At 43.8% G+C, this 24,046-nt stretch carries 22 protein-coding genes and 2 pseudogenes; 18 read left to right on the top strand and 6 right to left on the bottom strand.

Annotation, left to right across the window (positions count from 1 at the left end; all coding sequences use genetic code 11):
• The coding region (locus DXC01_RS18230) for a response regulator (RefSeq protein ID WP_147399643.1) at positions 1-366 on the top strand (366 nt) is incomplete at its 5' end.
• 145 nt (positions 367-511) lie between these two features.
• A complete protein-coding gene (locus DXC01_RS21135; RefSeq protein WP_330427707.1) occupies positions 512-3,433 on the top strand; it encodes an aldo/keto reductase in 2,922 nt (973 codons plus the stop codon).
• Positions 3,434-3,500: 67 nt separating this feature from the next.
• Here the strand turns inward: DXC01_RS21135 and DXC01_RS18220 are convergent, their stop codons facing one another.
• Positions 3,501-3,923: a helix-turn-helix domain-containing protein gene (locus DXC01_RS18220; RefSeq protein ID WP_199705039.1), complete on the bottom strand. Its 423-nt coding sequence runs from the start codon at positions 3,921-3,923 to the stop codon at positions 3,501-3,503.
• 178 nt (positions 3,924-4,101) lie between these two features.
• Between DXC01_RS18220 and DXC01_RS18215 the strand changes: the two genes are divergently transcribed.
• Positions 4,102-4,941 carry an aldo/keto reductase gene (locus DXC01_RS18215; protein ID WP_118699549.1) on the top strand — a complete coding sequence of 280 codons (840 nt, stop codon included), beginning with the start codon at positions 4,102-4,104 and terminating at the stop codon, positions 4,939-4,941.
• Positions 4,942-4,983: 42 nt separating this feature from the next.
• Positions 4,984-5,774, top strand: a pseudogene (locus DXC01_RS18210) (aldo/keto reductase).
• Positions 5,775-5,906: 132 nt separating this feature from the next.
• Here the strand turns inward: DXC01_RS18210 and DXC01_RS18205 are convergent.
• Together DXC01_RS18205 and DXC01_RS18200 are read right to left on the bottom strand one after the other, a co-directional pair.
• Positions 5,907-6,578: a carbon-nitrogen hydrolase family protein gene (locus DXC01_RS18205; RefSeq protein ID WP_118699548.1), complete on the bottom strand. Its 672-nt coding sequence runs from the start codon at positions 6,576-6,578 to the stop codon at positions 5,907-5,909.
• A 14-nt stretch (positions 6,579-6,592) separates the two neighbouring features.
• A complete protein-coding gene (locus DXC01_RS18200) occupies positions 6,593-6,976 on the bottom strand; it encodes an ROK family protein (RefSeq protein ID WP_118699547.1) in 384 nt (127 codons plus the stop codon).
• On the opposite strand from DXC01_RS18200, the pseudogene DXC01_RS21375 reads away from it, so the two are divergent.
• The 5 genes and pseudogenes from DXC01_RS21375 to DXC01_RS18180 form a co-directional block, all read left to right on the top strand.
• Positions 6,943-7,559: pseudogene (locus DXC01_RS21375) on the top strand (FGGY-family carbohydrate kinase); the annotation flags it as partial. The gene DXC01_RS18200 and the pseudogene DXC01_RS21375 sit on opposite strands and share 34 nt — an antisense overlap.
• Complete coding sequence (locus tag DXC01_RS18195; RefSeq protein WP_243111667.1) at positions 7,554-8,579, top strand: MFS transporter; 1,026 nt, start codon at positions 7,554-7,556, stop codon at positions 8,577-8,579. The pseudogene DXC01_RS21375 and the gene DXC01_RS18195, both read left to right, overlap by 6 nt.
• Complete coding sequence (locus DXC01_RS18190) at positions 8,554-9,207, top strand: HAD family hydrolase (protein WP_118699545.1); 654 nt, start codon at positions 8,554-8,556, stop codon at positions 9,205-9,207. Before DXC01_RS18195 ends, DXC01_RS18190 begins: the two co-directional genes overlap by 26 nt.
• Before the next feature lie 3 nt (positions 9,208-9,210).
• Positions 9,211-9,642, top strand: a complete 432-nt coding sequence (locus DXC01_RS18185) for an FGGY family carbohydrate kinase (RefSeq protein WP_118699544.1) — start codon at positions 9,211-9,213, stop codon at positions 9,640-9,642.
• Positions 9,582-10,226, top strand: coding sequence for a hypothetical protein (locus tag DXC01_RS18180; protein ID WP_158583652.1), 645 nt, complete (start codon positions 9,582-9,584; stop codon positions 10,224-10,226). Before DXC01_RS18185 ends, DXC01_RS18180 begins: the two co-directional genes overlap by 61 nt.
• Positions 10,227-10,256: 30 nt before the next feature.
• Here the strand turns inward: DXC01_RS18180 and DXC01_RS18175 are convergent, their stop codons facing one another.
• Positions 10,257-10,994: a hypothetical protein gene (locus DXC01_RS18175; protein WP_199705037.1), complete on the bottom strand. Its 738-nt coding sequence runs from the start codon at positions 10,992-10,994 to the stop codon at positions 10,257-10,259.
• Positions 10,995-11,622: 628 nt separating this feature from the next.
• On the opposite strand from DXC01_RS18175, the gene DXC01_RS18170 reads away from it, so the two are divergent.
• The 7 genes from DXC01_RS18170 (at position 11,623) to DXC01_RS20910 (ending at position 18,997) form a co-directional block, all read left to right on the top strand.
• A complete protein-coding gene (locus tag DXC01_RS18170) occupies positions 11,623-13,095 on the top strand; it encodes an aminotransferase class I/II-fold pyridoxal phosphate-dependent enzyme (RefSeq protein ID WP_118254151.1) in 1,473 nt (490 codons plus the stop codon).
• Between the two features lie 2 nt (positions 13,096-13,097).
• The gene (speE, locus tag DXC01_RS18165; protein ID WP_118699542.1) at positions 13,098-13,952 is read left to right on the top strand and encodes a polyamine aminopropyltransferase; all 855 of its coding nucleotides are present in this window, start codon (positions 13,098-13,100) and stop codon (positions 13,950-13,952) included.
• Positions 13,953-13,955: 3 nt separating this feature from the next.
• Positions 13,956-14,813 carry an agmatinase gene (speB, locus tag DXC01_RS18160; protein WP_118699541.1) on the top strand — a complete coding sequence of 286 codons (858 nt, stop codon included), beginning with the start codon at positions 13,956-13,958 and terminating at the stop codon, positions 14,811-14,813.
• Positions 14,814-14,906: 93 nt separating this feature from the next.
• Entirely contained in the window at positions 14,907-16,166 is a 1,260-nt protein-coding gene (locus tag DXC01_RS18155) for a saccharopine dehydrogenase family protein (protein WP_005424872.1), read from the top strand.
• A complete protein-coding gene (locus DXC01_RS18150) occupies positions 16,166-17,380 on the top strand; it encodes a carboxynorspermidine decarboxylase (RefSeq protein WP_118699540.1) in 1,215 nt (404 codons plus the stop codon). Before DXC01_RS18155 ends, DXC01_RS18150 begins: the two co-directional genes overlap by 1 nt.
• 108 nt (positions 17,381-17,488) lie before the next feature.
• Positions 17,489-18,562, top strand: coding sequence for a tetratricopeptide repeat-containing glycosyltransferase family 2 protein (locus DXC01_RS18145; protein WP_118699539.1), 1,074 nt, complete (start codon positions 17,489-17,491; stop codon positions 18,560-18,562).
• Between the two features lie 192 nt (positions 18,563-18,754).
• Complete coding sequence (locus tag DXC01_RS20910) at positions 18,755-18,997, top strand: collagen-like protein (protein ID WP_147399642.1); 243 nt, start codon at positions 18,755-18,757, stop codon at positions 18,995-18,997.
• 256 nt (positions 18,998-19,253) lie between these two features.
• On the opposite strand, the gene DXC01_RS18135 is transcribed toward DXC01_RS20910, so the two are convergent.
• Both DXC01_RS18135 and DXC01_RS18130 read right to left on the bottom strand, forming a co-directional pair.
• Positions 19,254-20,573, bottom strand: a complete 1,320-nt coding sequence (locus DXC01_RS18135) for a sensor histidine kinase (protein ID WP_118699538.1) — start codon at positions 20,571-20,573, stop codon at positions 19,254-19,256.
• A 1-nt stretch (position 20,574) separates the two neighbouring features.
• A complete protein-coding gene (locus tag DXC01_RS18130; RefSeq protein ID WP_118699537.1) occupies positions 20,575-21,291 on the bottom strand; it encodes a LytR/AlgR family response regulator transcription factor in 717 nt (238 codons plus the stop codon).
• Positions 21,292-21,475: 184 nt separating this feature from the next.
• On the opposite strand from DXC01_RS18130, the gene DXC01_RS18125 reads away from it, so the two are divergent.
• Together DXC01_RS18125 and DXC01_RS18120 are read left to right on the top strand one after the other, a co-directional pair.
• A complete protein-coding gene (locus DXC01_RS18125) occupies positions 21,476-21,850 on the top strand; it encodes a response regulator (RefSeq protein ID WP_118254131.1) in 375 nt (124 codons plus the stop codon).
• A 27-nt stretch (positions 21,851-21,877) separates the two neighbouring features.
• On the top strand, positions 21,878-23,944 hold the full coding sequence (locus DXC01_RS18120; protein ID WP_118699536.1) for a hypothetical protein: 2,067 nt from the start codon (positions 21,878-21,880) through the stop codon (positions 23,942-23,944).
• Positions 23,945-24,046 lie beyond the last annotated feature (102 nt).

Raw genomic sequence — 24,046 nt, 5'->3', positions numbered from 1 at the left:
AAGACTAAGCCTTTGTCACGGGCATTACATCCAATTGAAGATGCGTACTTTCACCAGTCTCATTTAAAGAAAAAACAGGATTATGGACAGCAGGCAGTAGACATTTTTTCCAGAAATAAACCGGGCACTTTTGATGCGATTCTTATGGATATCATGATGCCAGAGATGGATGGACTCTCCGCAACAAAAGCGATCCGCGCACTTGACCGTGAAGATGCCGGAACCATCCCGATCATTGCCATGACTGCAAATGCCTTTGATGAGGATGAGAAGAAGTGTATGGAAGCAGGTATGAATGCACACCTGGTGAAACCGCTGGATATCCAGAAAATGAAAGAAGCTGTCTGCAGATATCTGAATAAATAAAATGATCGACAGGGAGACTGAGAATCGGGAGATTGCAGTCTCCCTGTGTTTTTGCTATAAAAAACTCAGTAAAACAACAGATTTTCGTTACTATATGTTATGATAAAATTACAGGAATAAAAAATTCATGCAGGGGAGAGCGAGGATGAAAAAGAAGTTTTTATTTATGGCACTTGGTGTCAGTATGCTGGGCATTATGACGGGAAATTTTGTCAAAGCGGATGATGAAGTCCAGGAAGAAGAAAGTATCGTACAGCCGTACGAACATCAGCACAGAGATGTCGGGGAGTCGGTATACAGAGAGGCTGCCAGGGCATTTGCGGGTGGAGATGGAACTGAGAACTCACCTTATGAGATCAGTTCTGCGGAGGAACTGCAGTATTTGGCAGAACTCCTTTCGGATCCGGAGAATAGAAGTATGGAATATCGTACTCAAAATTATATCCTGACAGCAGATATCAGTCTTAATGATGCTTCTGATTATGAAAACTGGGGCACAGAGCGACCGGAGTATGACTGGAGATCGATCGGAGCAGAAGCGACGTTTACTGGTGTATTTGACGGAAACGGACATACGATCAGTGGTCTGTATCAGAATAAAGATCTTCAGGAAGACAACGCAGATGCTTCATCAGATCATAGTGGTTTATTCGCAGATGTATATTGTGCTACGATAAAAAATCTGAATCTGACAGATGTATATATTGAAGTATCAGGGGATGCTTCCAAAGCGGGAGGAATTGCCGGAAATGCAGCTAAAACACAGATTCTGAACTGCACAGTAAATGGGACTGTGATTGGATATGATGGATATTACGGAGGAATTACCGGAAGCGCGTCTGGCACGATCAGTGGATGTGAGTTTGATGGAACTGTAAAAGCAGTAAAAGATTTGAAGAACGGGCAAAGCGGGCTGGCTTACCTGGGTGGAATTACAGGAGATTTTTCATCAGCAGTATCTGCTGTGGAAAGTGACAGGGATGAAAAAGCAGAAGATTTTGCAGGGATTGTGAATTGCGTGAATAAAGGAAACATAGAAGCAGAAAAAGGAAGTGCTTCCGCCCATGCATTGGGAGGAATTGCAGGTTCGAATTCTGCCAGGATCACAGGTTGTGTAAACGAGGGAACGGTTGAAGCTAAGGTGAATGAAGAGGACTCAGAAGGAACCTCATTATCAGCAGGCGGAATTACGGGAGATTTTTCCGTGGTGGTCATGGGAGAGGATGGGATTCTCAGTGACTGTATAAATAATGGAACTGTTATATCTGATAATGCCAATACAGGAGGAATCACAGGTTCTGTGTATCTGTCAGATCCGAGATATACCGTTACGATTGAAAATTGCAAAAATGTAGGAAAAGTTTTTTCGACAAATCATTATTATGCTGGCATTGCAGCAGATGCATGTATAAAAACAGACAGTACACTTACTGTCTCGGGATGTACGAATGAAGTAGACTTTACAGAAGGAGAAGGTGCCGGGATCGTTCATCATCTGGCAATGCAGAAAGGAAATGTGGTTCTGTCTGACTGCGTCAATCATGGAAAGATTGTTTCATTCGGACAAAATGCAGCAGGTATTCTCTGTTATACAACAAATATGGGAAATGACTGGAATCTGGAACTTGAAAACTGTGAAAATACAGGAGACATCAGCAGTGAAGTAGAGGCAGGTGGAATTGCATGTTTTACAGCTTATTATAAGACTGAGGAAAATGCAAATACATCTTTTGCAATCAGGAACTGTAAGAATAGCGGAAATCTTTCTTCTCCGACTACGAATGGTTATATGGGCGGCATTCTTGCAGTTGATGGTTTTATGCTTACCAAAACAGAAATCGACGGATGCGAAAACAGTGGAAATATTTCATTCACAAAACAGTGGGTCATGGGAGAAGCAGATCTGAAAACAGAAAATGATGAGGGAGAAAAAGAAGATGCTTCTTTGTTCACTCTGTCTGTTATGGGAGGAGGAATTGTTGGCAGAATAGGGGAATCCGTACTGTTATCGGTTGATGCTGATAAGCCCTCCAAAAGTGAGATCAACAAAAAAGACGCCCTCGTTATGATCAGCAATTGTACCAATACTGGCTCGCTGAGTTATGAAGAGCCACAGAAAGGTGATGGTGTGACAGAAGAAGAATTCCAGAAAGCAAAAGCGGAATACTGGAAACCAAGTATGGGAGGAATCCTGGGAGACTGCTCCTGCACAAACGGTTTCAGCGTGAATTTTGAAAACTGTACTTACAGCACAGAGCGTGGTGTAGGAAATGTGGAGCTTCCGGACAGTACACTAGAGAAAATGGTGGCGGTAGAAATTGGTTATCGCTATATAGATACTGCTCAGGCTTATGGAAATGAGCGTGGAGTTGGAGAGGGTGTCAGAACCTGTGGAATTCCGAGAGAGGAACTTTTTGTTGTATCCAAGGTTGCTGCAGAACACAAGACATATGAGGATGCAGCCAGAAGTATCGATGAAACTCTGGAAAAAATGGGCCTTGATTATCTGGACATGATGATCATTCACAGCCCGCAGCCATGGGTAGAAGTTAACCAGTCAGAGAATCGTTATGTAGAAGGAAACCGTGCAGCATGGAAAGCTCTGGAAGACGCATATAAAGCTGGAAAATTAAAAGCGATCGGTGTTTCCAATTTCCAGATCGGAGATATTGAGAGCCTGGTGGAAACCGCAGAGATCAAACCGATGGTCAACCAGATCCTGCTTCATATCAGCAATACTCCGCTTGAATTGGTCGGATATTGCCAGAAGAACGGAATTGCAGTAGAAGCATATTCCCCGAATGGACATGGCGAGATCCTGAATCAGCCGGAAATCAAAGAAATGGCCGAGAAATATGGAGTATCTGTTCCACAGCTCTGCATCCGTTATACACTGCAGCTTGGAACGATTTCCCTGCCAAAGACAGCAAATCCAGATCATATGAAGGCAAATGCAGAAGTTGATTTCGAAATCAGCCCGGAGGATATGGAGATTCTCAAGAACTTCAAAAAGATTGAGAGTTATGGAGCAAGCAGTGGATTCCCTGTGTATGGCGGAAAACTCTGATTAAAAAAGAAAACGATAGAGTAAAGCATAAAAGCTGCTGGCATGCAAGTCAGCAGCTTTTTGCACCTTATTTTGGGGAACATTTGGTAATATAAAATGTCACAAGTGCCTCAGCATCTGTCTGTACGAGGAATTTGGAGGCGGGCATTTTTTCGCGGCAGAGGGTATCCCAGAAGCCAAGTTCTGTGCGGAGAAGAAAATTGAATCCGTTGATTTCTTTAAAGCTGTTTTTCAGTGGAAATGGAAGGATTCCAATATCACAGGAACCGTCTTTCAGGGCAGCGAGAACTTCCTCATTCTGGCAGATGACAGAGGAAACCATCATTCCCGGATATTCGGCATTTAGTTTTGGCAGCAGTTTCCATAATGGAGCCGGGGCGCAGGAACGTGTGATAGCTGGTGTTGAGATATGGAATTTCTCTGCAACACGGGACAGCGTTCCGAGCTCTGCGAAAGCCACAAATTGTTCCAGTTCGTACAGATCCAGCATACTCGTCCTCCTGATTTACATTTCATTTTATGAAAAGCAGATTGCGATATAAATAGTGTGCATTTTTGGGAAGAAACTGTAAAGTAGAAATTGAAAAAGGATTTACCGTAATTAGAAATTATATAGTTACAGTAAGCAAAATGAACAATCACATTTCAGAAAATTGGAGGTAAAGATCATGGAATATGTTACTCTGAACAACGGAATCAAAATGTCGAAACTTGGATATGGTGTTTATCAGACACCGCCGGAAGATACAAAACGCTGCGTACTGGATGCAATCGAGGTAGGATACCGCAGCATCGACACCGCACAGGCTTATTATAACGAAGAAGATGTAGGAGCAGCACTCAGTGAATGCGGTCTGCCAAGAGAAGAGTTTTTCCTGACAACCAAGGTATGGATCACAAATGCCGGTTATGAGAAAGCAAGAGCTTCTATCGAAGAATCCATGAAAAAACTGCAGACAGAATATCTGGATCTTCTGCTGATTCATCAGCCATTTGGTGATTACTACGGAACCTATCGTGCAATGGAGGAATTTTACAAAGAAGGCAAGATCCGTGCGATCGGTGTATCCAACTTCGGGCCGGACCGTTACCTTGATATCCAGCATTTTGCAGAAATAAAACCGGCTGTAAACCAGATCGAAACACATGTATTCCAGCAGCAGAAAGTTGCAAAAGAATATCTGAAAAAATACGGCTGCCAGATTGAATCCTGGGGAGCGTTTGCAGAAGGCCGCAAGGATATGTTTACTAATCCGGTTCTTACAGAAATCGGTGCGAAATACGGAAAGACTGCCGCGCAGACAGCTCTGCGTTTCCTGCTCCAGAGCGATGTGGTCATTATTCCGAAATCTGTTCATAAGGACAGAATGCAGCAGAATTTTGACCTCTTTGATTTCAGTCTGACAGCAGAAGAGATGGCTGCTATTGAGAAACTGGATGGTGGAGAAAGCCTGTTCTTCTCACATTATGATCCAAAAACAGTAGAGTGGTTTATGTCTATTCTGTAAGATTTATAAGAGAAATTTTTTTGGTGAAAGGGGACGAAAACGATGGAAAAGCGTAGATTAAGAAATATTGAAGTATCTCCGATCGGTATTGGCTGTATGGGATTCAGTCACGGATATGGTGAGATCCCGACGGAGGAATACAGCATTGAAGCGATCCGCAAAGCATATGAATTCGGCTGTACATTCTTTGATACGGCAGAAGCTTATGGACCGAACATGCTTCCGGAAAACAAAGGCCATAACGAAAAGATTGTCGGAAAAGCAGTGAAAGATTTTCGTAAAGATATCGTCATTGGAACGAAATTCCATCTGGAAACAGCAGAAGCAAAGAGCAAAGGTGTGGAAGCCACTATGCGGGAGCATCTGGAAAGATCTCTGAGAAACCTGCAGACAGACTATGCAGATGTGTATTATCCCAGGTTGATGTTGATGTGATCGACAGAGCTAATAAAGAAACCCCACTTTCCGCGATCCAGAATATTTATTCCATGGTAGAGCGAGGCGCAGAAGAGGCGGTAATTCTATACTGCATGGAACACAACATAGGGCTTGTTCCGTTCTCCCCAACAGCAAGTGGTTTTCTTTCCGGAAAAGTGACTGTAAATTCTGATTTTTCCCACAGCGACGATGTCCGCAAATTCGTTCCACAGCTTCGCAAAGAAAATATCGAAGCAAACCAGCCGGTGCTTGCACTGCTTGAGGAATACGCAGAGAAAAAAGCTGCAACCAAAGCCCAGATCTCATTGAGCTGGATGCTGCATAAATATCCAAATGTAGTCCCGATCCCTGGATCCAAGAACCAGGGAAGAATCCTCGAAAACCTCGGTTCCTGAAACGTAGAGCTGTCCGATGCAGAATTCCAGGCACTGGAAACAGCCTTTGATAAAATCCCTGTCCATGGACACAGAGGATTCTCCGAACAGCAGGGAAACAGCATGGCGAATTGGGGTAAGAAATAAATCCATTTATTCATAAAATTCAGTTCTTCTAAGTTGAGTATAAGGTCGCGCTGCTCTTATGGCAGATGCGGCTTTAAGCTCGATATCAACATATAAAATCTGTTCTTTATCATCTGCTTTTGCAAGTACATTTCCATTCGCATCAACAACGATCGATTCACCGGAAAAATCCATATCTCCCTCTGCACCGACACGATTGCACATGGCAATGATGGTACTGTTCTGAAATGCCTGTACACGAAGCTCCCATTCGAACATTTCTGAAGGTTCCGCTTTGGTATTTACGGTCGGAATCAAGATCAGATCTGCACCCTTTAAAGCTTCGGTTCGGATGCTTTCCGGATAGTGGCGGTCGAAGCAGACGACAATTCCTAGTTTTCCAAATTCTGTTTCAAAAACTTTGAATCCGTCATCAGACGGAGTATAGTAGTCCTGTTCAAAAAATTTATCAGCCTGAGCGATGTGTACTATTTTCTGAATTCCCAGAATTTTACCGTTTTTGTTGATCAGAATGCTTGCATCGTATGGGCGCTCATTTTCCAGAAGGTAGATATTCGGGACAGCCATGATCTGATTTTTTCTGCATGTGTCGCCGGCTTCTTTCATTGCATTTAAGCTTTTTTCTATATTAGATTCTACACTGCCGGAATCCGACATCTGTATTAATGCTAGTCGCATGAGCTTGTCCTCCTTCATTTAATTCCAAGAAACTCCTTAATATACGGCAGTGCCGCGCCAATCGTGATATTGTGCTTCGGCATCTTGCTGATATGCAGGAAATCCTGGCTTTCCGGGAATGGAGTCATGCGCCGGATCTCTTCATGGATGTAGGAGAGATCTTTCTCCTGGAGGTAAGGAGCAAGATAGCCGCCGAGAATAAAATCTTTATCATAGATCAGATGCAGTAGATTGATGGATCTTGCCAGATGAGAGAGATACTGGTGCCAGCGATTTACGGCATTGGTTTGTCCATCATGGACTTTTTCAAAAAAAGTATCCAGCGTTTCTGTGTCATCAAGAAGGGCAGACAGGGAACAGAGAACATCTTTATCAGAGGATTCTGGATCAGGAAGCACATGTGAAAGAACTGGATTATGTTTCCACTCTGAGTGGATATATTCACTGGAAACTGACCGGAAACAGGGTAATCGGTATCGGAGATGCAGCAGGAATGTTTCCGGTGAACTCTGGTACGCACGATTACTGTGAAGATATGGTGCAGGAATTCTGACAGAAGAAGGTGCAGCTTTCCTTGATGAAAGCGGAAATCTGGAAGCGGGAATTCCGTTATGTCCGCCGGAGGGAGATGCCGGCACTGGCATGACCGCGACAAATTCCGTGGCTCCACGGACAGGCAATGTATCAGCGGGAACAAGCACTTTTGCCATGATCGTTCTGGAAAAACAGCTTAGTAAAATTTACCGAGAGATTGATATGGTCACAACGCCGACAGGTTTTCCATGTGCGATGTCGCATGCCAACAACGGGACTTCTGACCTGAATGCCTGGGTTGGACTTTTTGAAGAGTTTGCACAGCTTATGGGATATCAGACAGATACAGGAGAACTGTTCAGTAAATTATATACAAATTCTCTGAATGGTAATCCGGACTGTGGCGGACTCCTGGCATATGGATATTACTCAGGAGAAAATGTGACGTACTGTCTCCTCTGTACAGCATACACAGTTGTAAATATCCCGTTGAATACGATCGTTCCGAGACTGACTTCGGATGTACATGAAAGAGATATCCTGGTTTCCACGAGAATGATCTGTGCGATGATCGGAACCGCGATCGTCATGACGATTACAGCACCAATGGTAAAATTTTTCGGTAAAGGAAATGAAGCCAGGGGCTATCTTGTAACTATGACCATTTATGGAATTGCAGCTATGCTGATTTTCTTCGTGACTTTTGCGAGCACAGAAGAAGTCGTACCGCCAACTGTCAGCAATGAAAAAACAACTTTACTGGAAAGTCTGAAAGGGCTCACCGGACAGGCATGGATTCTTTTTCTCCTGAATCTGTTTTATTTTTCACTGTATGTAGTAAGAAACACAACTGTTTTGTATTATTTCAAATATAACCTTGGCAGAACAGAATGGCTGTCACTGGTTGGAATCCTTGGCATTTTATCCGGTTTTCCGATGCTTCTGGCGCTTCCGGCACTGGAAAAAAGATTCAGCAAGCGAAACCTGATGTTTGTAAGTGTGGCACTGTACATAGCGGGAGACCTGATGATCTTCCTTGGAAAAAATTTCGCAGTTTTTCTCCTTGCAGGACTGGTGATCACAGGACTTGGGATTTATGGAATCTTTGGCATTACTTTTGCCATGCAGCCAGATGTGATCGACTATTCAGAATACAAGAAAAATTCCAGCGTAGCGGGACTGATCGCTGCATTCCAGGGATTTTTTGTAAAAGGCGGCATGGGACTTACCAGTTTTGTGATCGGTGCTTTTCTTAAGAATGGCGGCTATGTAGCCAATGCAGTACAGACGGACAAAGCATTGTCCTACATTGAAGTCTGCTTTATCTGGATACCGGTTGTATTGTGTGTTATAATCGCTGTGCTGACCTGGCTTTATAAACTGGACAGCCTGAGAAGCGAAATGACAGAAGAACTGGAAAGTAGAAGGCGGAAGATAGCAAATGGAAATGAAAGGTGCGATTTTTGACATGGATGGTCTGCTGTTCGATACAGAGAACATCTATCAGGAAACATGGAATGAACTGGCAGCAGAGAATGGTGTGACTCTTGGGGCTGATTTTGTTGGCGATATCTGTGGAACCAGCGGTGCGTATATGTGCAGGGTGATCGAGAAGCATTATGGAGTTGCCGATGGAAGCATCATTATGGAAGAGTGCATGAAGCGGGTGCGGCAGAAACTTAAGGTGTATGTGCCGAAGAAACCGGGTGCAGAGCGAATCGTAAAAGCTTTTCGTGAGAAGGGTATGCACCTTGCAGTGGCAAGCAGCAGTTATCCGGAACAGATAGAAAGTAATCTGAAACTGGCAGGAATGAGAGAATATTTTGATGCAGTTGTCAGCGGCAAAGAGGTTGAACATGGCAAACCGGCACCGGATATTTTTCTCCTTGCAGCAGAGCGGATCGGCTGTACACCGGAAACCTGCTATGTCTTTGAAGACAGCGAAAACGGCATCCACGCCGGAAAAGCAGCAGGATGTACCGCGATCATGATCCCGGATGTTCTGGTACCGTCAGAGGAGATCAAAGAGATTGCTGATGGGATTTATGAAAGCCTGGAAGCGTTTACGGTGGAAGTGCTGGAAAAGGCGGAATAAATTATGAAGATCATGGGAATAGACATCGGCACGACAACAGTCAGTATCGTGCTGACAGATACAGAAACGGGGAAGCAGCTTGCAAGAGAGACGGTGGAACATAATTCTTTTCTGCAGAGCAGCAGGCCGGAGCAGAAGATACAGGATCCGGGGCAGATCTATGAGATCGTCAGAGAACTTCTCGCAAAGATGCAGGGAGAACATGGACTGCCGGATGGGATTGGATTTACGGGACAGATGCATGGGATGCTGTATGTGGATGCTTCTGGAATGGCAGTAAGTCCGCTGTATACATGGCAGGATGGAAGTGGCGAGATCCCGCTGGAAGACGGCAGGACCTGTGTGGAAATACTATCCCTGTTATCGGACTTGACATGGCGGCAAGCTGGGGATGCTTTGACCTGCAGAGACAGGAGTTTTTGTATGAGGCTCTGAAGCATGCGGGTGTAGACGCTTCTTATCTGCCGGAAGTGAGAAAGGGACATTTTCTGATCGGAAAAACCAGAGATGGTGTACCGGTAATGGGATCGATCGGTGATAATCAGGCGAGCCTGTTTGGCTCTGTCCGGGATCTTGAGGATACCGTTCTTCTGAATGTGGGAACCGGAAGTCAGATTTCTTTTGTATCAGAAGAGTTTGTAGAATGCGGAGGCAGTGTAGAACTTCGTCCATGTACTGAAAGCAGTTATATCCTTGTTGGGGCTTCTTTGTGCGGTGGTCGTGCTTATGCGATGCTGGAACAGTTTTACCGAGAAGTCTCCGGAACAGATTCCGGGGCAAAGATGTATTCCCGGATGCAGGAACAGGCAGAAGATTTTCTTGAAAAATATGGAAAAGAAGCTGTATGGAAAGTAGACACGGCATTTTCCGGGACAAGAAGTGATCCGTCCCGCCGGGGAATGATAACAGGAATCGGCGTGTGGAGCGGCACTCTGTGCGGGGAAAGTATTAACAAAATAACAGGCAATCTGGAATGTATTTTGTCCATGAGAATGAAGTGCACAGTAATTTCCAGGTAACTATGGTACAGGATTGTGCTTACTTTACAACTATAAATGAGTCAAAATCATCGCTTTCCTTTGCACATTGGAAAAGATATCGATACTTTTCCGACTGAACAATGCCGCAGATTTTGTGATATCCGGTCTCGAAAGAGCAGAACTCACCAGTTCCTGCGTACTGATGAATGCACGCAGTGCTTTGGGATTACCAAATGCTTTTTCAGGATAACTTAAAAGAACTACCGCATTTTCTATGCCGTTGAGGTTTCCCTCATATCGGTACACATAATATTTTCGTTTTTTGACTGTCGCAAGGTCAAATCCATTATGTGTAACGGACAATTCGGCAGCCAGTTCCTTTGCGATGTTTTGAACAATGTCAATTTTAGAAATTGATTTATTGTACATTACAAAAGCATAATTCAGGACAATGCCATTGCAGGAAAGAATGACAGCAACTGCCTGATGTCCATAATCCTGTTTTTTCTTTAAATGGGACTGATGAAAATACGCATCTTCGATTGGATGTAAAGCCCGTGACAAAGGCTTAGTCTTTGAAGCTATTGTGTCATCCACAATGCAGAAAACAGGATTTCCGGTACGTGCAGCTTCTGAATAAATAATCTCAATGATAGACTGTTTTAATGTATCTGAAAGTAATGAATCATTCCATTTCCCGGAATTAAGGAAATGAGCGATCGTAGTTCTGTGGCAGGAGCTGTTTTTAGCAAAATCCGAGGTTTTTCCATGGTATCCTGAGATAAAAATGCTGATCAGGATACTCATAAGATGATTTATGACCCGGTTCGAATAGAATTGTTACTATTCACAGGTAGTATCCCGCGAGGCGTTTTGCCATGAATATGGCAAAATCCCGAGACATACAGGGCAAAATGCCTTCACCGAAGGTGATTTGGAATGCATTTTGACCAAGTTACTGTGAACGGAGTGAACAGTAACATATATGTAAAACACAGCGAAGTGTTAAAATAAGAAATTATTGACAGTGTTTTTTTTACATGTTATGATAAAGTCGATTTTGAGAGACGAAGATGCAGAGTAACAGACAGAGTCTTTTCAAAGCAATTGTTTTGGATCACCCATCAGGGTTAAGGCCATACGGACAGCCGGGTCCACTGCCGATTATGGTAACTTTGGTTGCCTTATTGATTGAGTTAGAAGCTCAAATTTTATAAGTAGGTTCCTTTGATAACCGAGATGCGCCCAAAGCGCAGACTTGTGAAACGATCAATAAGAGTAGTAAAAGTATGATTGCTATATAGACTCTGACACGCATGCGAATACAGATCAGACGCAGGTTTGTGGCTTAGTGCCCTAATCTGCGTTTTTTTATTTTGCTCAGTTTGTGGAATGTGGTTTGAGGGTTGAGACAAAGGAAACTGGAAATGGAGGAATGATGAAAGGAAGTCGTTTTAAATTGAACCAGAATCATGCACCGATACATGAAGCTCTGGAGACTTTCCGACGAATGCGAGTTGTACCCTTTGATGTTCCCGGTCATAAGCGGGGAAGAGGCAATCCGGAACTGACAGAATTTCTGGGACAAAAATGTGTAGGGGTGGATGTCAACAGCATGAAACCGCTGGATAATCTCTGTCATCCTGTATCTGTAATCCGGGAAGCAGAAGAACTGGCAGCAGATGCATTTGGAGCAGCACATGCTTTTCTGATGGTGGGAGGCACGACCAGTTCCGTTCAGACCATGGTCCTGACTGCCTGCAAACGCGGAGATGAGATCATACTGCCCCGTAACGTTCACAGGAGTGTTTTGAATGCACTTGTCTTGTGTGGCGCGATTCCTGTTTATGTAAACCCAGAGGTGGATCAGAGACTTGGAATTTCACTTGGAATGCGCAGGGAGCAGGTAGAAAAAGCAATAAAGGAACATCCGAAGGCAGTTGCGGTTCTGGTAAATAATCCGACGTATTATGGAATATGCAGTGATCTGCGTGCGATTGTCAAGATGGCACATGATGCAGGAATGCTGTGTCTGGCGGATGAGGCTCATGGAACGCATTTTTACTTTGGCGGAGGTCTTCCGGTTTCGGCTATGGCAGCAGGTGCAGATATGGCATCGGTATCTATGCATAAGAGTGGTGGAAGTCTTACACAGTCGAGTCTTCTTCTTACAGGTCCGAACGTCCACGCAGGATACGTGCGCCAGATCATTAATCTGACACAGACGACCTCTGGAAGTTATCTTCTGATGTCAAGTCTTGACATTTCAAGAAGAAATCTTGCACAGCGTGGCCGTCAGATTTTTCACCAGGTAGCAGATATGGCAGAATATGCCAGAGAGGAAATCAATGCGATCGGTGGTTATTATGCATTTGGAAAAGAACTGGTAAATGGAAATTCGGTTTTTGACTTTGATATTACGAAATTAAGTGTACATACACTGGATATTGGACTTGCAGGAATCGAAGTTTATGATATTCTGCGGGATGAATATGATATTCAGATAGAATTTGGTGACATTGGAAACATTCTTGCGTATCTTTCCATCGGAGACCGTGCACAGGAAATAGAACGACTGGTAAGTGCGCTTGCGGAAATCCGCAGACGTTTTCAGACAGATGGATCAGGACTTCTCAGTCAGGAGTATATTGATCCACAGGTAGTGACAAGTCCACAGGAAGCTTTTTATGCAGATAAATGCAGTCTGCCGCTTCGAGAAACGGAGGGAAAGGTCTGCAGTGAATTTGTGATGTGTTATCCGCCGGGAATTCCGATTCTTGCACCCGGAGAACGGATCACAGCAGAGATTCTGGATTATATTGAATATGCAAAAGCAAAGGGTTGCAATATGACAGGCCCCGAAGATCCGGATATTTTGAGATTAAATGTACTGGCAGGGAGGGAATGACAATGGAAATGTGGTTTTCGGAATTTCATACACCGGATGTCAAGCACAGTATCCGGGTAAATCGTCAGCTCTATTCGAAGCAGAGCGACTATCAGAGAATTGATATCTTTGAGACACCAGAATTTGGCCGTGTGCTGACTCTGGACGGAAATGTAATGCTGACAGAGCGTGATGAGTTTATTTATGATGAGATGATCACGCATGTGCCGATGGCAATACATAAAGAAGCAAGGGATATTCTTGTGATTGGTGCCGGAGATGGTGGTGTTGTTCGTGAACTGACCAGATATGACAGAGTACGTCATATTGATCTGGTAGAAATGGATCCGATGGTTGTGGAAGCCTGTCGTGCCTATCTTCCGGGAAATGCCTGCAGACTGGATGACAGAAGAGTACATCTTCATTATGAAAATGCGCTGAGATTTATCCGTCGGTGTGAAGCAAAATATGACCTCATCATTGTAGATTCTTCTGATCCGTTTGGTCCTTCGGAAGGGCTGTTTACCCGTGAATTCTATGGAAACTGTTACAACGCACTGAAGGATGACGGGATTATGGTAAACCAGCAGGGAAGCCCGTTCTATGCGGAAGATGCACATGCCATGCAGCGTAGCCATAAGAGAATTGCCAGCACTTTTCAGATCAGCCGTGTTTATCAGGCACACATTCCGACATTTGCTGCAGGTTACTGGCTGTTTGGATTTGCAAGTAAAAAATATCATCCGGTTGATGATCTTGACCCGGAAGCATGGAATGCGTTAAATCTTCGCACACGTTACTATACAACCAGACTCCATAAAGGAGCATTTTATCTTCCGGCTTTTCTGGAAGATATGCTGAAAGAAGTGGAGGATTAATTTATGATGTTGCCTAATATAGAAACTTTTATTGGCTGTGAAAGCAGTTTTGAGGAGGCATCTATTGTTCTTTACGGTGCACCCTTTGATTCTACAACAAGTTTCCGTCCGGGTGCCCGGTTTGGTCCGTCAGCCATGCGACATGAGAGCTTTGGTCTGGAGACCTACAGTCCGTATCAGGATAAAGACATTATGGATATCCGTGTATTTGACAGCGGAGATCTGGAACTTTGTTTTGGAAGCAGCGAAATGGCACTTTCAGACATTGAAAAGAGAGCAGAAGAGATATTGAACGCAGAAAAATTTCCACTGCTTTTGGGAGGCGAGCATCTGGTGACACTGGGAGCGGTGCGTGCCGTAGCTGCAAAATATCCGGAGCTTCATATTATTCATTTTGATGCACATGCAGATTTAAGAGATGATTATCTCGGAGCAAAATTAAGTCATGCCTGTGTGCTTCGAAGATGTCATGAGATTCTGGGAGATGGACATATTCATCAGTTCTGCATCCGAAGCGGTGAGAGAGAAGAATTTCAGTTTGCCAGAAAACATACAGACTTTCATCCGTTTACTTTTGACGGACTGGAAGAGACCGTCAGAGAACTGAAAGAGAAACAGGTTCCGGTATATTTTACGATTGATCTGGATTGTATGGATCCGTCGGTATTTCCGGGAACAGGAACTCCGGAGGCAGGAGGTGTGAGCTTTATAGAGCTTCTTGAAGCTATCCGTACCGTTTCTCAGGCGAACGTGGTAGGGGCAGATGTCAATGAACTTGCACCTATGCTGGATGCAAGCGGTGTTTCAACTGCAACGGCTTGCAAGGTTCTACGTGAACTGCTTCTTGCAGTTGCAAAATAAAATGATACCAGGGTCATCCCCGACACCATAAAAATAATATTATAAAATAAGACTGTTGAAGAAACAGCCAGTTATCATAAAAGGAGAAAAATTATGAGCAGAGTACTTGTAATCGGCTGCGGAGGAGTAGCCAGTGTAGCAATTCAGAAATGTTGCCAGGTTGACGAGGTATTCACAGAAATGTGTATTGCAAGCCGCACAAAGGAAAAATGTGATGCACTCGTGGAAAAACTGAAAGGAAAGACAAAAACAGTTCTTACTACAGCTAAGGTGGACGCAGATGACGTAGACCAGTTGATCGAGCTGATCAACAGCTATAAACCGGATCTGGTAATGAACATCGCACTTCCATATCAGGATCTGACAATCATGGATGCATGTCTGGCATGTGGTGTAAATTACATGGATACAGCAAACTATGAGCCGGAAGATACCGATGATCCGGAGTGGCGTGCAATCTATGAAAAACGCTGCAAAGAAGAAGGATTTTCTGCATACTTTGACTATTCCTGGCAGTGGGCATACCGTAAAAAATTCGAAGATGCAGGACTTACAGCACTTCTCGGATGTGGATTTGACCCGGGTGTTACACAGGCTTACTGTGCCTATGCATTAAAGCATGAATTTGATCAGATTGATACGATTGATATCCTGGACTGCAATGGCGGCGATCATGGATATGCATTTGCGACAAACTTTAACCCGGAAATCAATCTTCGTGAAGTAAGTGCACCGGGAAGCTATTGGGAAAACGGACACTGGGTGGAAATCCCGCCGATGGATATCAAGAGAGAATATAACTTTGACCAGGTAGGAGACAAGGATATGTACCTGCTCCACCATGAAGAAATCGAGTCTCTTGCAAAAACAATCCCGGGTGTAAAACGTATTCGTTTCTTTATGACTTTCGGACAGAGCTATCTGGATCATATGCGTTGTCTTGAAGATGTAGGAATGCTTTCCACAACACCGATCCAGTACAACGGACAGGAGATTGTTCCAATTCAGTTCCTGAAAGCACTGCTTCCGGATCCGGCAAGCCTTGGACCACGTACAAAAGGAAAAACAAATATCGGCTGTATCTTTACAGGTGTAAAAGACGGAAAAGAAAAGACATACTATATCTATAATGTATGCGATCATCAGGAATGCTATCACGAAGTTGGAAGTCAGGCGATCAGCTATACAACCGGTGTTCCGGCAATGTGCGGAGCGCTTATGATGCTGACCGGAAAGTGGATCAGACCAGGTGTGTATACAGTTGAAGAATTTGATCCAGATCCGTTCCTGGATGCACTCGACCGTTATGGCCTGCCGCGCAGTGAAAGCCACGATCCGAAGCTGGTAGACTGATGGAAGGATTGGATAAAAGAGCACCATTTACAGCCACCGGCGGAATCATTCCGCCGGAATTCAGGAATATAAAAACACCCTGCTATATCCTGGACGAAAAAGCACTTATAAAAAATGCAAAACTGCTCGGTGAAGTGGCAGAGCGGACAGGATGTAAGATGCTCCTGGCGCAGAAAGCGTTCAGCAATTATGATTGTTATCAGTTTTTTGAGCCGTATCTTGCGGGTACAGAGGCCAGCGGACTGTTTGAGGCAAGACTTGGAGCTGAGGAAATGCCGGAAAAAGAGGTTCATGTATTCTGTGCCGGTTATCGGGCAGATGAATTTGAGGAACTTCTTCAGTATGCGGATCATATAGTGTTTAATTCGCCAACGCAGCTTCTTCGTTTCGGACCAGGAGCAAAAGAAGCGGGAAAGAGCGTGGGACTTCGGATCAATCCGGAATGTTCTACACAGGATGGACATGAGATTTATGATCCCTGTGCACCGGGAAGCCGAATGGGAACGACAAGAGCACAGTGGGATGAAGCATTCCAGAAAAACCCGGAACTTCTGGATTTACTCGATGGACTTCATTTCCATACTCTCTGTGAGCAGGATTCCGATGATCTGGAGACAACTCTTGTTTTTGTAAAGAAGCATTTTGGAGATTTGGCTTCCAGAGTGAAGTGGATCAATTTTGGCGGCGGTCATCATATTACAAGACCAGGTTATGATATTGAACGACTGGAACGATGCATCCGGATGGCAAAAGATGAATGGAAGGTAGAGGTTTATCTTGAACCCGGAGAAGCATGGGCATTAAATGCAGGATTCCTTCTGACCCGTGTGCTGGATGTTCTGAAAAACGGAGAGACAGAAATTGCGATCGTAGATGCCAGTGCGGCCTGCCATATGCCGGATGTACTGGAAATGCCGTATCTTCCGCCGCTTCTTGGAGCAGATGATATAGAAGAGAGAGGAACCACAGTTCGCCTTGGAGGGCCAACCTGCCTGTCGGGAGATGTGATCGGAGACTATAAATTCAGACAGTTTCCGGAATATGGGGATCTTCTTATGTTTGGAGATATGGCCATCTATACTACCTGTAAAAATAATACATTTAACGGGATGCCGTTACCGGATATCTGGCTCAGACGTGCTGACAGTACTATGCAGCAGCTTACGGATTTTGGATACGGGGATTTTAAGGGAAGACTTGGAAGTCGCAAATAGCGACTTCCTTTTTTGGTGGAATGCATGTATATAGTTCATTACAAATCTCATAAAGTATTATAAGAGCAGAGTAGAAAATCTTCCGTTTTATAGGCAGAGAGGACGCAGATGGTTACAATCAGTCTTTGCATGATCGTAAAAAATGAGGAGAGAGTGCTTGGCAGATGTCTGGAATCTGTGCAGGAGATTGCAGATGAGATTATCATAGTTGATACGGGGTCTGAAGACCGGACAAAAAAGATTGCAGAAAAATACCATGCCAGAGTATTTGAACAGGAATGGCAGGATGATTTTTCAAGAGCGAGGAACTATTCTTTTTCTCAGGCAGAGATGGACTACTGTATGTGGCTTGATGCAGATGATATTATTACGAAAAGTGAAGTGCTGAAACTGAAGCGATGGAAAGAAGAAACAGACGGATCATCGGATGTGGTAATGATCCGATATGTGGCAGGCTTTGATGAAAAAAGAAATCCGACATTAGTCTATTATCGTGAAAGAATAGTAAAAAGAGATAAGGACTTTCAGTGGCAGGGACGGGTGCATGAGACGTTAGCCGTCAGAGGCAGGACGGAATACCTGGACTGTGAGATAGAACATCACAGCATAAAAACGGAATACTCAAGAAGAAATCTCGAGATATATCAAAAGATGGAATCAGATGGAGAAGTATTATCGGCAAGAGACAGATTTTATTATGGACGAGAGTTGTTTTATCACAGGGAGTATGTGGAGGCGGTGGATAACCTCCTGAAATTTCTGCAATTACCGGAGGGATTTGTGGAAAACCAGGTGGAGGCATGCAGAGTGGCAGCACGATGCTGTTATGAACTGAAACAAAATGGAATGGCACTGGAGTTTCTGTACAGGGGACTGACATACCGGACACCGTCGGGAGAACTATGCTGTGATATAGGCAAACATTTCTTTGACAGAAAGAAATGGGAACAGGCAGTATTCTGGTACAGAAATGCACTGCAGGTATCTGAGAATGCAAAGACAGGAGGTTTTGTGGAAAAAGAGTGCTATGGCTATATTCCATGCATTCAGCTGAGTGTCTGCTGGTATTATCTTGGCGATATTGAAAAAGCGTTTCAGTATCATTGTCAGGCGGGCACGTATAAACCTTACGGGAGAGAATTTCTGAAAAATCAGCAGTATTTTATCTCAGTCAAACAGTAAATACAGATCACCGATGTACATCTGACTATTGTTGTCTGAAGTAAAGGGAACAGGAAAGACTGACTGTGCATATCCTAAAGAGAGAAATATTTTAGCAGGGATCAATATATGGAGTTTTTCAGAAAAAACAGAGAAGCTGACTGTTAGAGTCAGGGCTGCTGCAACTGTGGATGTCCGGGTCCGACCGGTCCCATGGGACCAAGAGGATGCCCCGGAGCAACAGGACCAGCCGGGCCACAGGGGAGTCCAGGTGCAACCGGTCCGGTTGGTGCAGATGGACCAGTAGGAGCAACCGGTCCAACCGGCCCCACAGGCCCCGCAGGTACCATAACTCCTGCAGCAGCGGTCGCAAATGCGACAAGTGCGGAAGATGTGGTAAATCAGTTTAATCTTCTGCTTGCAAATATGCGGGCAGCAGGATTGCTGGCAGAATAGGACAGAGTAAAGTAACTGTCCACAATAACTAAAAAACATGGTATGACAGGGCATCTCTGTTGTACTGTGTTTTTTTCTTTATAAAAAGATATATAAAAACGGAATATGTCTGGTATAAAACGGAATATATCAATATCCCCCGACGGGGCTTATTGCAATAAAATGAAATAAAAGCAGAAATCAGACTTGCAGGAGGTAATAATGTCATTGTGTTTTTTATTGATACGTGGATGCTCCGGATATAATCAGTAACTGATTATATCCGGAGCATTATTTTGGCGGAGAAAATACCATCTTCATAGGTAAAGTCACAGGTACCGCCATTTTTGTCGGTAATGTGGCGGACGGATTCGATTCCTATGCCGTTTCCGGAGCGTTTGGAGGATTGGAAAATATTGTTTTTTTGCTGTATTTTGCCATCGAAGGTATTCTCCACATGGATCAGAAGGAGATGATTATGGTGGGGATAAACTTCCACGTTAATCTTTCTGCGGGCGGGCGCTGTTTTTACACTTGCCTGGATGGCATTTTCCAGCAGATTGGAAAACACAAGGCACAGATTAATCTCATCTAAGGAAAGCTCAGCAGGCATGGAAACCACTGCATGAAAAGAAATGTTTTCTCTTTCTGCAAGGGCGGAATAATATCCGAAAATACTGTCAACAGCCTGATTTTCACAGAAATGCAGGTTAAAGTCAGAGATTTTTCCGGTTGCAGCGGAGAGATATTCTTTAATTTTTTCCATGTCACCCTGTTCTGCCAGAGCGGACAGTCGGACAAAATGATGGCGGACATCGTGACGGGCCTGTCTTGCTTCTTCGATGGCCATGCAGAGATTCTCGTACCTTTCCTGCTGAAGAGAAAGAAAAAGGTTCTCCTGCTGAAGTTTGGCATTTCTGTTCAGGCTGACTGCCATCATAAGAAACATGACATAAAACAGAAGCAGGATTATGAGCAGTACAAGACTTAAAACAATATAACACTGCAGGACCCGCCCGGTATATAAAGTACTGCGGTATTTAGGAATCATAAAAAGATTCATTCCTATGAAGATCACCGGAAGAATCCAGAATACATACCAGGTCTGGGCAAAGTTCTCGTCTGCGATCATTGTCTGTACATAGTGGCAGGCAGGATACCAGACTGCCAGAACAAACAGCAGACAGATGACGTTATAAAAAATTCCGGCACCAGTGTGCAACCACAGTTCGTTTTCTGCAATATGCAGGTCAGCAGTCATAAGGGCATTGAGTGCCCGGGACAGACTTTTGATACATGTAAAAACTGCGAAGACTGCCAGAAAAATACTGACGGATTTCCAGACAGAGATTTTTAATGTTTTATGGTAAATGAGCATAATGACAGGCAGCAGAGGAAACAGGAACCATCTGGTGGGAATTTGCAGGGCACAGCAAACTGCCCCTCCCAAAATACAGATTCCCAGAAGAAGGGGAAGAAGCCATGCTGTCAGCTTAAGCGGTGTCTGCCTCAGATAGCTTTTTACAGGCAGATATGCCAGCAGTATACCGGGAATGATTACGGAAAGTTCAAGTACAGGGCAAAGTATGTCAGTCATTTCAGGACCTCCTCTGGAACAGAAATTCCATAAATGTCTGTCTGGCGTTTTTAATAAGCTTCCTGCTGACCGGGACATTGCTTCCGTTATCAAGGCGAAAGCCTGATCCGTCAAAATCAACGGCATGCTCCAGATTGATCACAACGCCCCGGTTACATTGATAGAAACGTGAGTCCATTTTCAGGGAGGTTATGAAGGAGTCAAAGGACTGTCGGGTGACCAATTCCCTTTCACCGGCAGTGTAGATGTGGATCATGTGGGAAAAATGCTCTGCGTAGATTATTTTCCGGAAGGGAATCTGAATATTACTGCCGTTTACCTTTACATCTATGTATTTCCCGGAATCCGGGATGCGGAAAAGGATTTCATCTGCCAGTACGGAAATATCATTTTCACTGTAGGGTTTTACAAGATAGTGGAGAGCCCGGACCTGAAATCCTTCTAATGCATGGTCAGTGGAAGTTGTTGTAAAGATCAGCAGACAGTCAGTATCTGATCTGCGAAGTTCTTTTGCTGTATCAATTCCGTTAGAACCATTCATATAAATATCCAGAAACACTACAGTGAAAGGACATTCCTTTGCCGCAGTGAGGAAAGTTTCTCCATTTTCATATTCAAATATATCTATGTGGACATTGCGCCTGGAAAATTGAGATTCCAGTCTGTTGCGAAGCAGTGTCCGTTCTTCTGAAATATCATCAACAATTGCAATTCTCATAGTAAATCTTCCTTTATTTATATGTTTATAAAATTCTGCTATAAGTATATCACAAAACAATACCATAGATTTACAATTCGTGTCATTTTCTGTCGTTTCGTGACAGAATTATTGAAAAAATTTCTGACTTTTTTATAATGAGGATAACAAATGGGAGTACATCAAATGGAAGAGGAGGGATGTCGTGTATTGTATTGCCATATTGACTGATCAGGAACAGGAAGGACAGAACTGTGCGGAATACATCAGAAATTACTGTACAGAAAAGAATGTTTTTCCATTGATTGAAATCTATCAGGATCAGGAACGGTTTTTGGGGCGGACACGAAAAACAGTACCGGCAGTGGTGTTTCTTGCATTGCCAGGTGTGTCCGGGCTGAATGCGGCAGAACATCTCCGTTCCCTGTATCCGAAATGTGGGATTATCTGGTGCAGTGATCTTGATTTTTCGCTTCATGCGTTCAGGATGCGGATAGAATATTTTTTTATGAAACCTGTGGAAGAGCAGAAAATAAAAGAAGGACTCTCCATCTGGTTTGAACACAGAAATGTAATATGACAAAAACACTCAGGAGGAAAAACAATTATGAAGAAAAGAGCTTTAATTCTTGCAATGATCGCTTTTATAGCAGCTACAACATCTGAACCGTCAATAAATATGGTACGTGCAGAGGAAACACAGGTAGAAGAAACACAGACAGAGGAAAATGCAGGTCAGACATCAGAACTGCCTATAAAGACACTTACACCGAAGGTTATGGATGTGAATCCTTATATGGCAGCAAGTGATTCCAATATTCATCATGACTGCTATAATACAGATTCAACAGATGAGGTATTGCCTGTTGATATTTATTCTGAGATCAATGTTTCTTATGAAAAAGTTAATCCCAATGCTTCCCCGGCAGTCTTTTTTGATTCCTATGGACATTCTGTGGTTCCGCTTCTGGGTGGCCTGGCGATCCGTGATATTAATGCAGATGAGGCACAGACCTTGGGCTATTTTTCACCAAAACAGCATGACAATGGAAGCTATCTGATACAGAGTTCATATTCTTTTGTAGATGAGAGCAATCGCATTGTGTGTCCGACGAACGATAATCGGGTACTTATGCTTAAGGCTACAGATGAGGAGGGAAATGTACTTCCGGAATTTGAGAAAGTGCTGGATATTGATATTAAAGCGGCAGCAGAGGCTGCACTTGGAAAAACACTGGATCAGAATCTGTTATCTGTAGTTTTTGATTATGAGGGAAATCTCTGGTTTGCAACAGGAGGCTTCCGCATTTATCCTGACAGAAAACAGCAGGGAACCTTTGGCTATGTTTCACGTGCAGCTATCGATAAGATCTTGAATGGAGAAGATGTGGATCTGTCAGATGCAGTGTTTGTATATGAACTGGAACCGGGAGAGGGTGCAGAGAATGGTATTGCGGCATCTAAGGAGGGTGCGGTCATTCTGACAAATCTGAAGTGTTATCTGCTCCAGGCGGATAATGGTGTAAAAAAAGTCTGGGAAACTTCCTATAAAAGTGTGGGTGCCAAGGAAAGCAAAGAAGGCGATGAGACGACAGGTGGCGGTCTTGCATGGGGAGGTGGATGTTCCCCGTCTCTAACCAAAGATCTGGTTATGTTTACAGATAATCAGGATCCGGTAAATCTTATTGCGGTGGATATGAAAACAGGAGAACAGGTTGCGAGTATGCCTGTTATAGATGAGCTTCCGGAAGGTACACAGGTGTCTGTGGAAAATTCTGCAATTGTATATGATGATGGAGAGGGAACAGTAAGCACGATCGTATGTAACTGGTTTGGTGCAGGAAGTGCGAAGCTTGGAGAAGCAGATAATGATTCCTCAATACAAAGCTATGAGAATATTTATGATGTGGGCTGGCTGAGACAGGGCAATAAAATGATCGCACCGGGTATAGAACGTGTGGATACAGTTAAGACGGAGGACGGATATGAGATGAAGAGTATCTGGTGCAGAAGTGATCTGTCTGACACTTCCATGATGAAGCTGTCCACTGCAACAGGATATATTTACGGATATGTTCAGGATATGGAAACTGGTATGTGGCAGTATATTATGCTTGATTTTGAGACAGGCGAGACTGCATTTACCATGGATATTTCTGACAAACCGGGATACAACAATATGGCTATTGGAATGTATGCTGGAAACAGCGGAAATTCACTTTACTGTCCGACCGGTTATCTGGAACTTCTGAGGCTTCAGGACAGGTTTGTTTATCTGCCGGAAATGCCTTATCGTAAGGTTGATCTGGATCAGGCAATGCGCAATGTGTTAAGTCAGGAGAAATTTGCGGCAGACGGTGGACAGGGAGATGTGGAAGGATGGCTGAATACGATCACAATTGAGAACGTACATCCGAATACAACCGTTGCAATACGTATGAAAGGAATCTCCGGGGAAACAGGTTCTCTGAAGCTGTATGCATATGGTACAGATGGTACCTTGAAAGAAGTTCCGGCAGAGAATTGGCATATTCAGACAGAAGATGGTGAAACACCGGATACATTATCCGAAGACGTACTGTATGAGGTACATATGACTGTGGAAGATAGTGGAGATTTTGATCTCAGTGAAACGGAAAAAGAGATTAAGATATCTGCTGTTCTGGGAATCTGAAGGTGAGCTGATAAACAACCACCGGTTGAAACGGTGGTTGTTACAGACTGTAGACAAACTTGGTGTTGGGTGTTATGCCCAGCACCATTTTTCTTTTAAAAC

It is taken from the genome of Blautia sp. OM07-19, from assembly GCF_003481595.1.
Taxonomy (GTDB): Bacteria; Bacillota; Clostridia; order Lachnospirales; family Lachnospiraceae; genus Blautia_A; species Blautia_A intestinihominis.
The sequence above is the reverse complement of the archived record's forward strand: the minus strand, read 5'-3'. Positions and strand labels throughout refer to the sequence as shown.

Excerpts from the sequence above, each read along its gene's own strand:
- DXC01_RS21135 (WP_330427707.1), top strand. The coding sequence starts at position 512 with ATGAAAAAGAAGTTTTTATTTATGGCACTTGGTGTCAGTATGCTGGGC.
- DXC01_RS18220 (WP_199705039.1), bottom strand. The coding sequence starts at position 3,923 with ATGCTGGATCTGTACGAACTGGAACAATTTGTGGCTTTCGCAGAGCTC.
- DXC01_RS18215 (WP_118699549.1), top strand. The coding sequence starts at position 4,102 with ATGGAATATGTTACTCTGAACAACGGAATCAAAATGTCGAAACTTGGA.
- DXC01_RS18205 (WP_118699548.1), bottom strand. The coding sequence starts at position 6,578 with ATGCGACTAGCATTAATACAGATGTCGGATTCCGGCAGTGTAGAATCT.
- DXC01_RS18190 (WP_118699545.1), top strand. The coding sequence starts at position 8,554 with ATGGAAATGAAAGGTGCGATTTTTGACATGGATGGTCTGCTGTTCGAT.
- DXC01_RS18185 (WP_118699544.1), top strand. The coding sequence starts at position 9,211 with ATGAAGATCATGGGAATAGACATCGGCACGACAACAGTCAGTATCGTG.
- DXC01_RS18180 (WP_158583652.1), top strand. The coding sequence starts at position 9,582 with ATGGCGGCAAGCTGGGGATGCTTTGACCTGCAGAGACAGGAGTTTTTG.
- DXC01_RS18175 (WP_199705037.1), bottom strand. The coding sequence starts at position 10,994 with ATGAGTATCCTGATCAGCATTTTTATCTCAGGATACCATGGAAAAACC.
- DXC01_RS18170 (WP_118254151.1), top strand. The coding sequence starts at position 11,623 with ATGATGAAAGGAAGTCGTTTTAAATTGAACCAGAATCATGCACCGATA.
- speE (WP_118699542.1), top strand. The coding sequence starts at position 13,098 with ATGGAAATGTGGTTTTCGGAATTTCATACACCGGATGTCAAGCACAGT.
- speB (WP_118699541.1), top strand. The coding sequence starts at position 13,956 with ATGATGTTGCCTAATATAGAAACTTTTATTGGCTGTGAAAGCAGTTTT.
- DXC01_RS18155 (WP_005424872.1), top strand. The coding sequence starts at position 14,907 with ATGAGCAGAGTACTTGTAATCGGCTGCGGAGGAGTAGCCAGTGTAGCA.
- DXC01_RS18150 (WP_118699540.1), top strand. The coding sequence starts at position 16,166 with ATGGAAGGATTGGATAAAAGAGCACCATTTACAGCCACCGGCGGAATC.
- DXC01_RS18145 (WP_118699539.1), top strand. The coding sequence starts at position 17,489 with ATGGTTACAATCAGTCTTTGCATGATCGTAAAAAATGAGGAGAGAGTG.
- DXC01_RS20910 (WP_147399642.1), top strand. The coding sequence starts at position 18,755 with ATGGGACCAAGAGGATGCCCCGGAGCAACAGGACCAGCCGGGCCACAG.
- DXC01_RS18135 (WP_118699538.1), bottom strand. The coding sequence starts at position 20,573 with ATGACTGACATACTTTGCCCTGTACTTGAACTTTCCGTAATCATTCCC.
- DXC01_RS18130 (WP_118699537.1), bottom strand. The coding sequence starts at position 21,291 with ATGAGAATTGCAATTGTTGATGATATTTCAGAAGAACGGACACTGCTT.
- DXC01_RS18120 (WP_118699536.1), top strand. The coding sequence starts at position 21,878 with ATGAAGAAAAGAGCTTTAATTCTTGCAATGATCGCTTTTATAGCAGCT.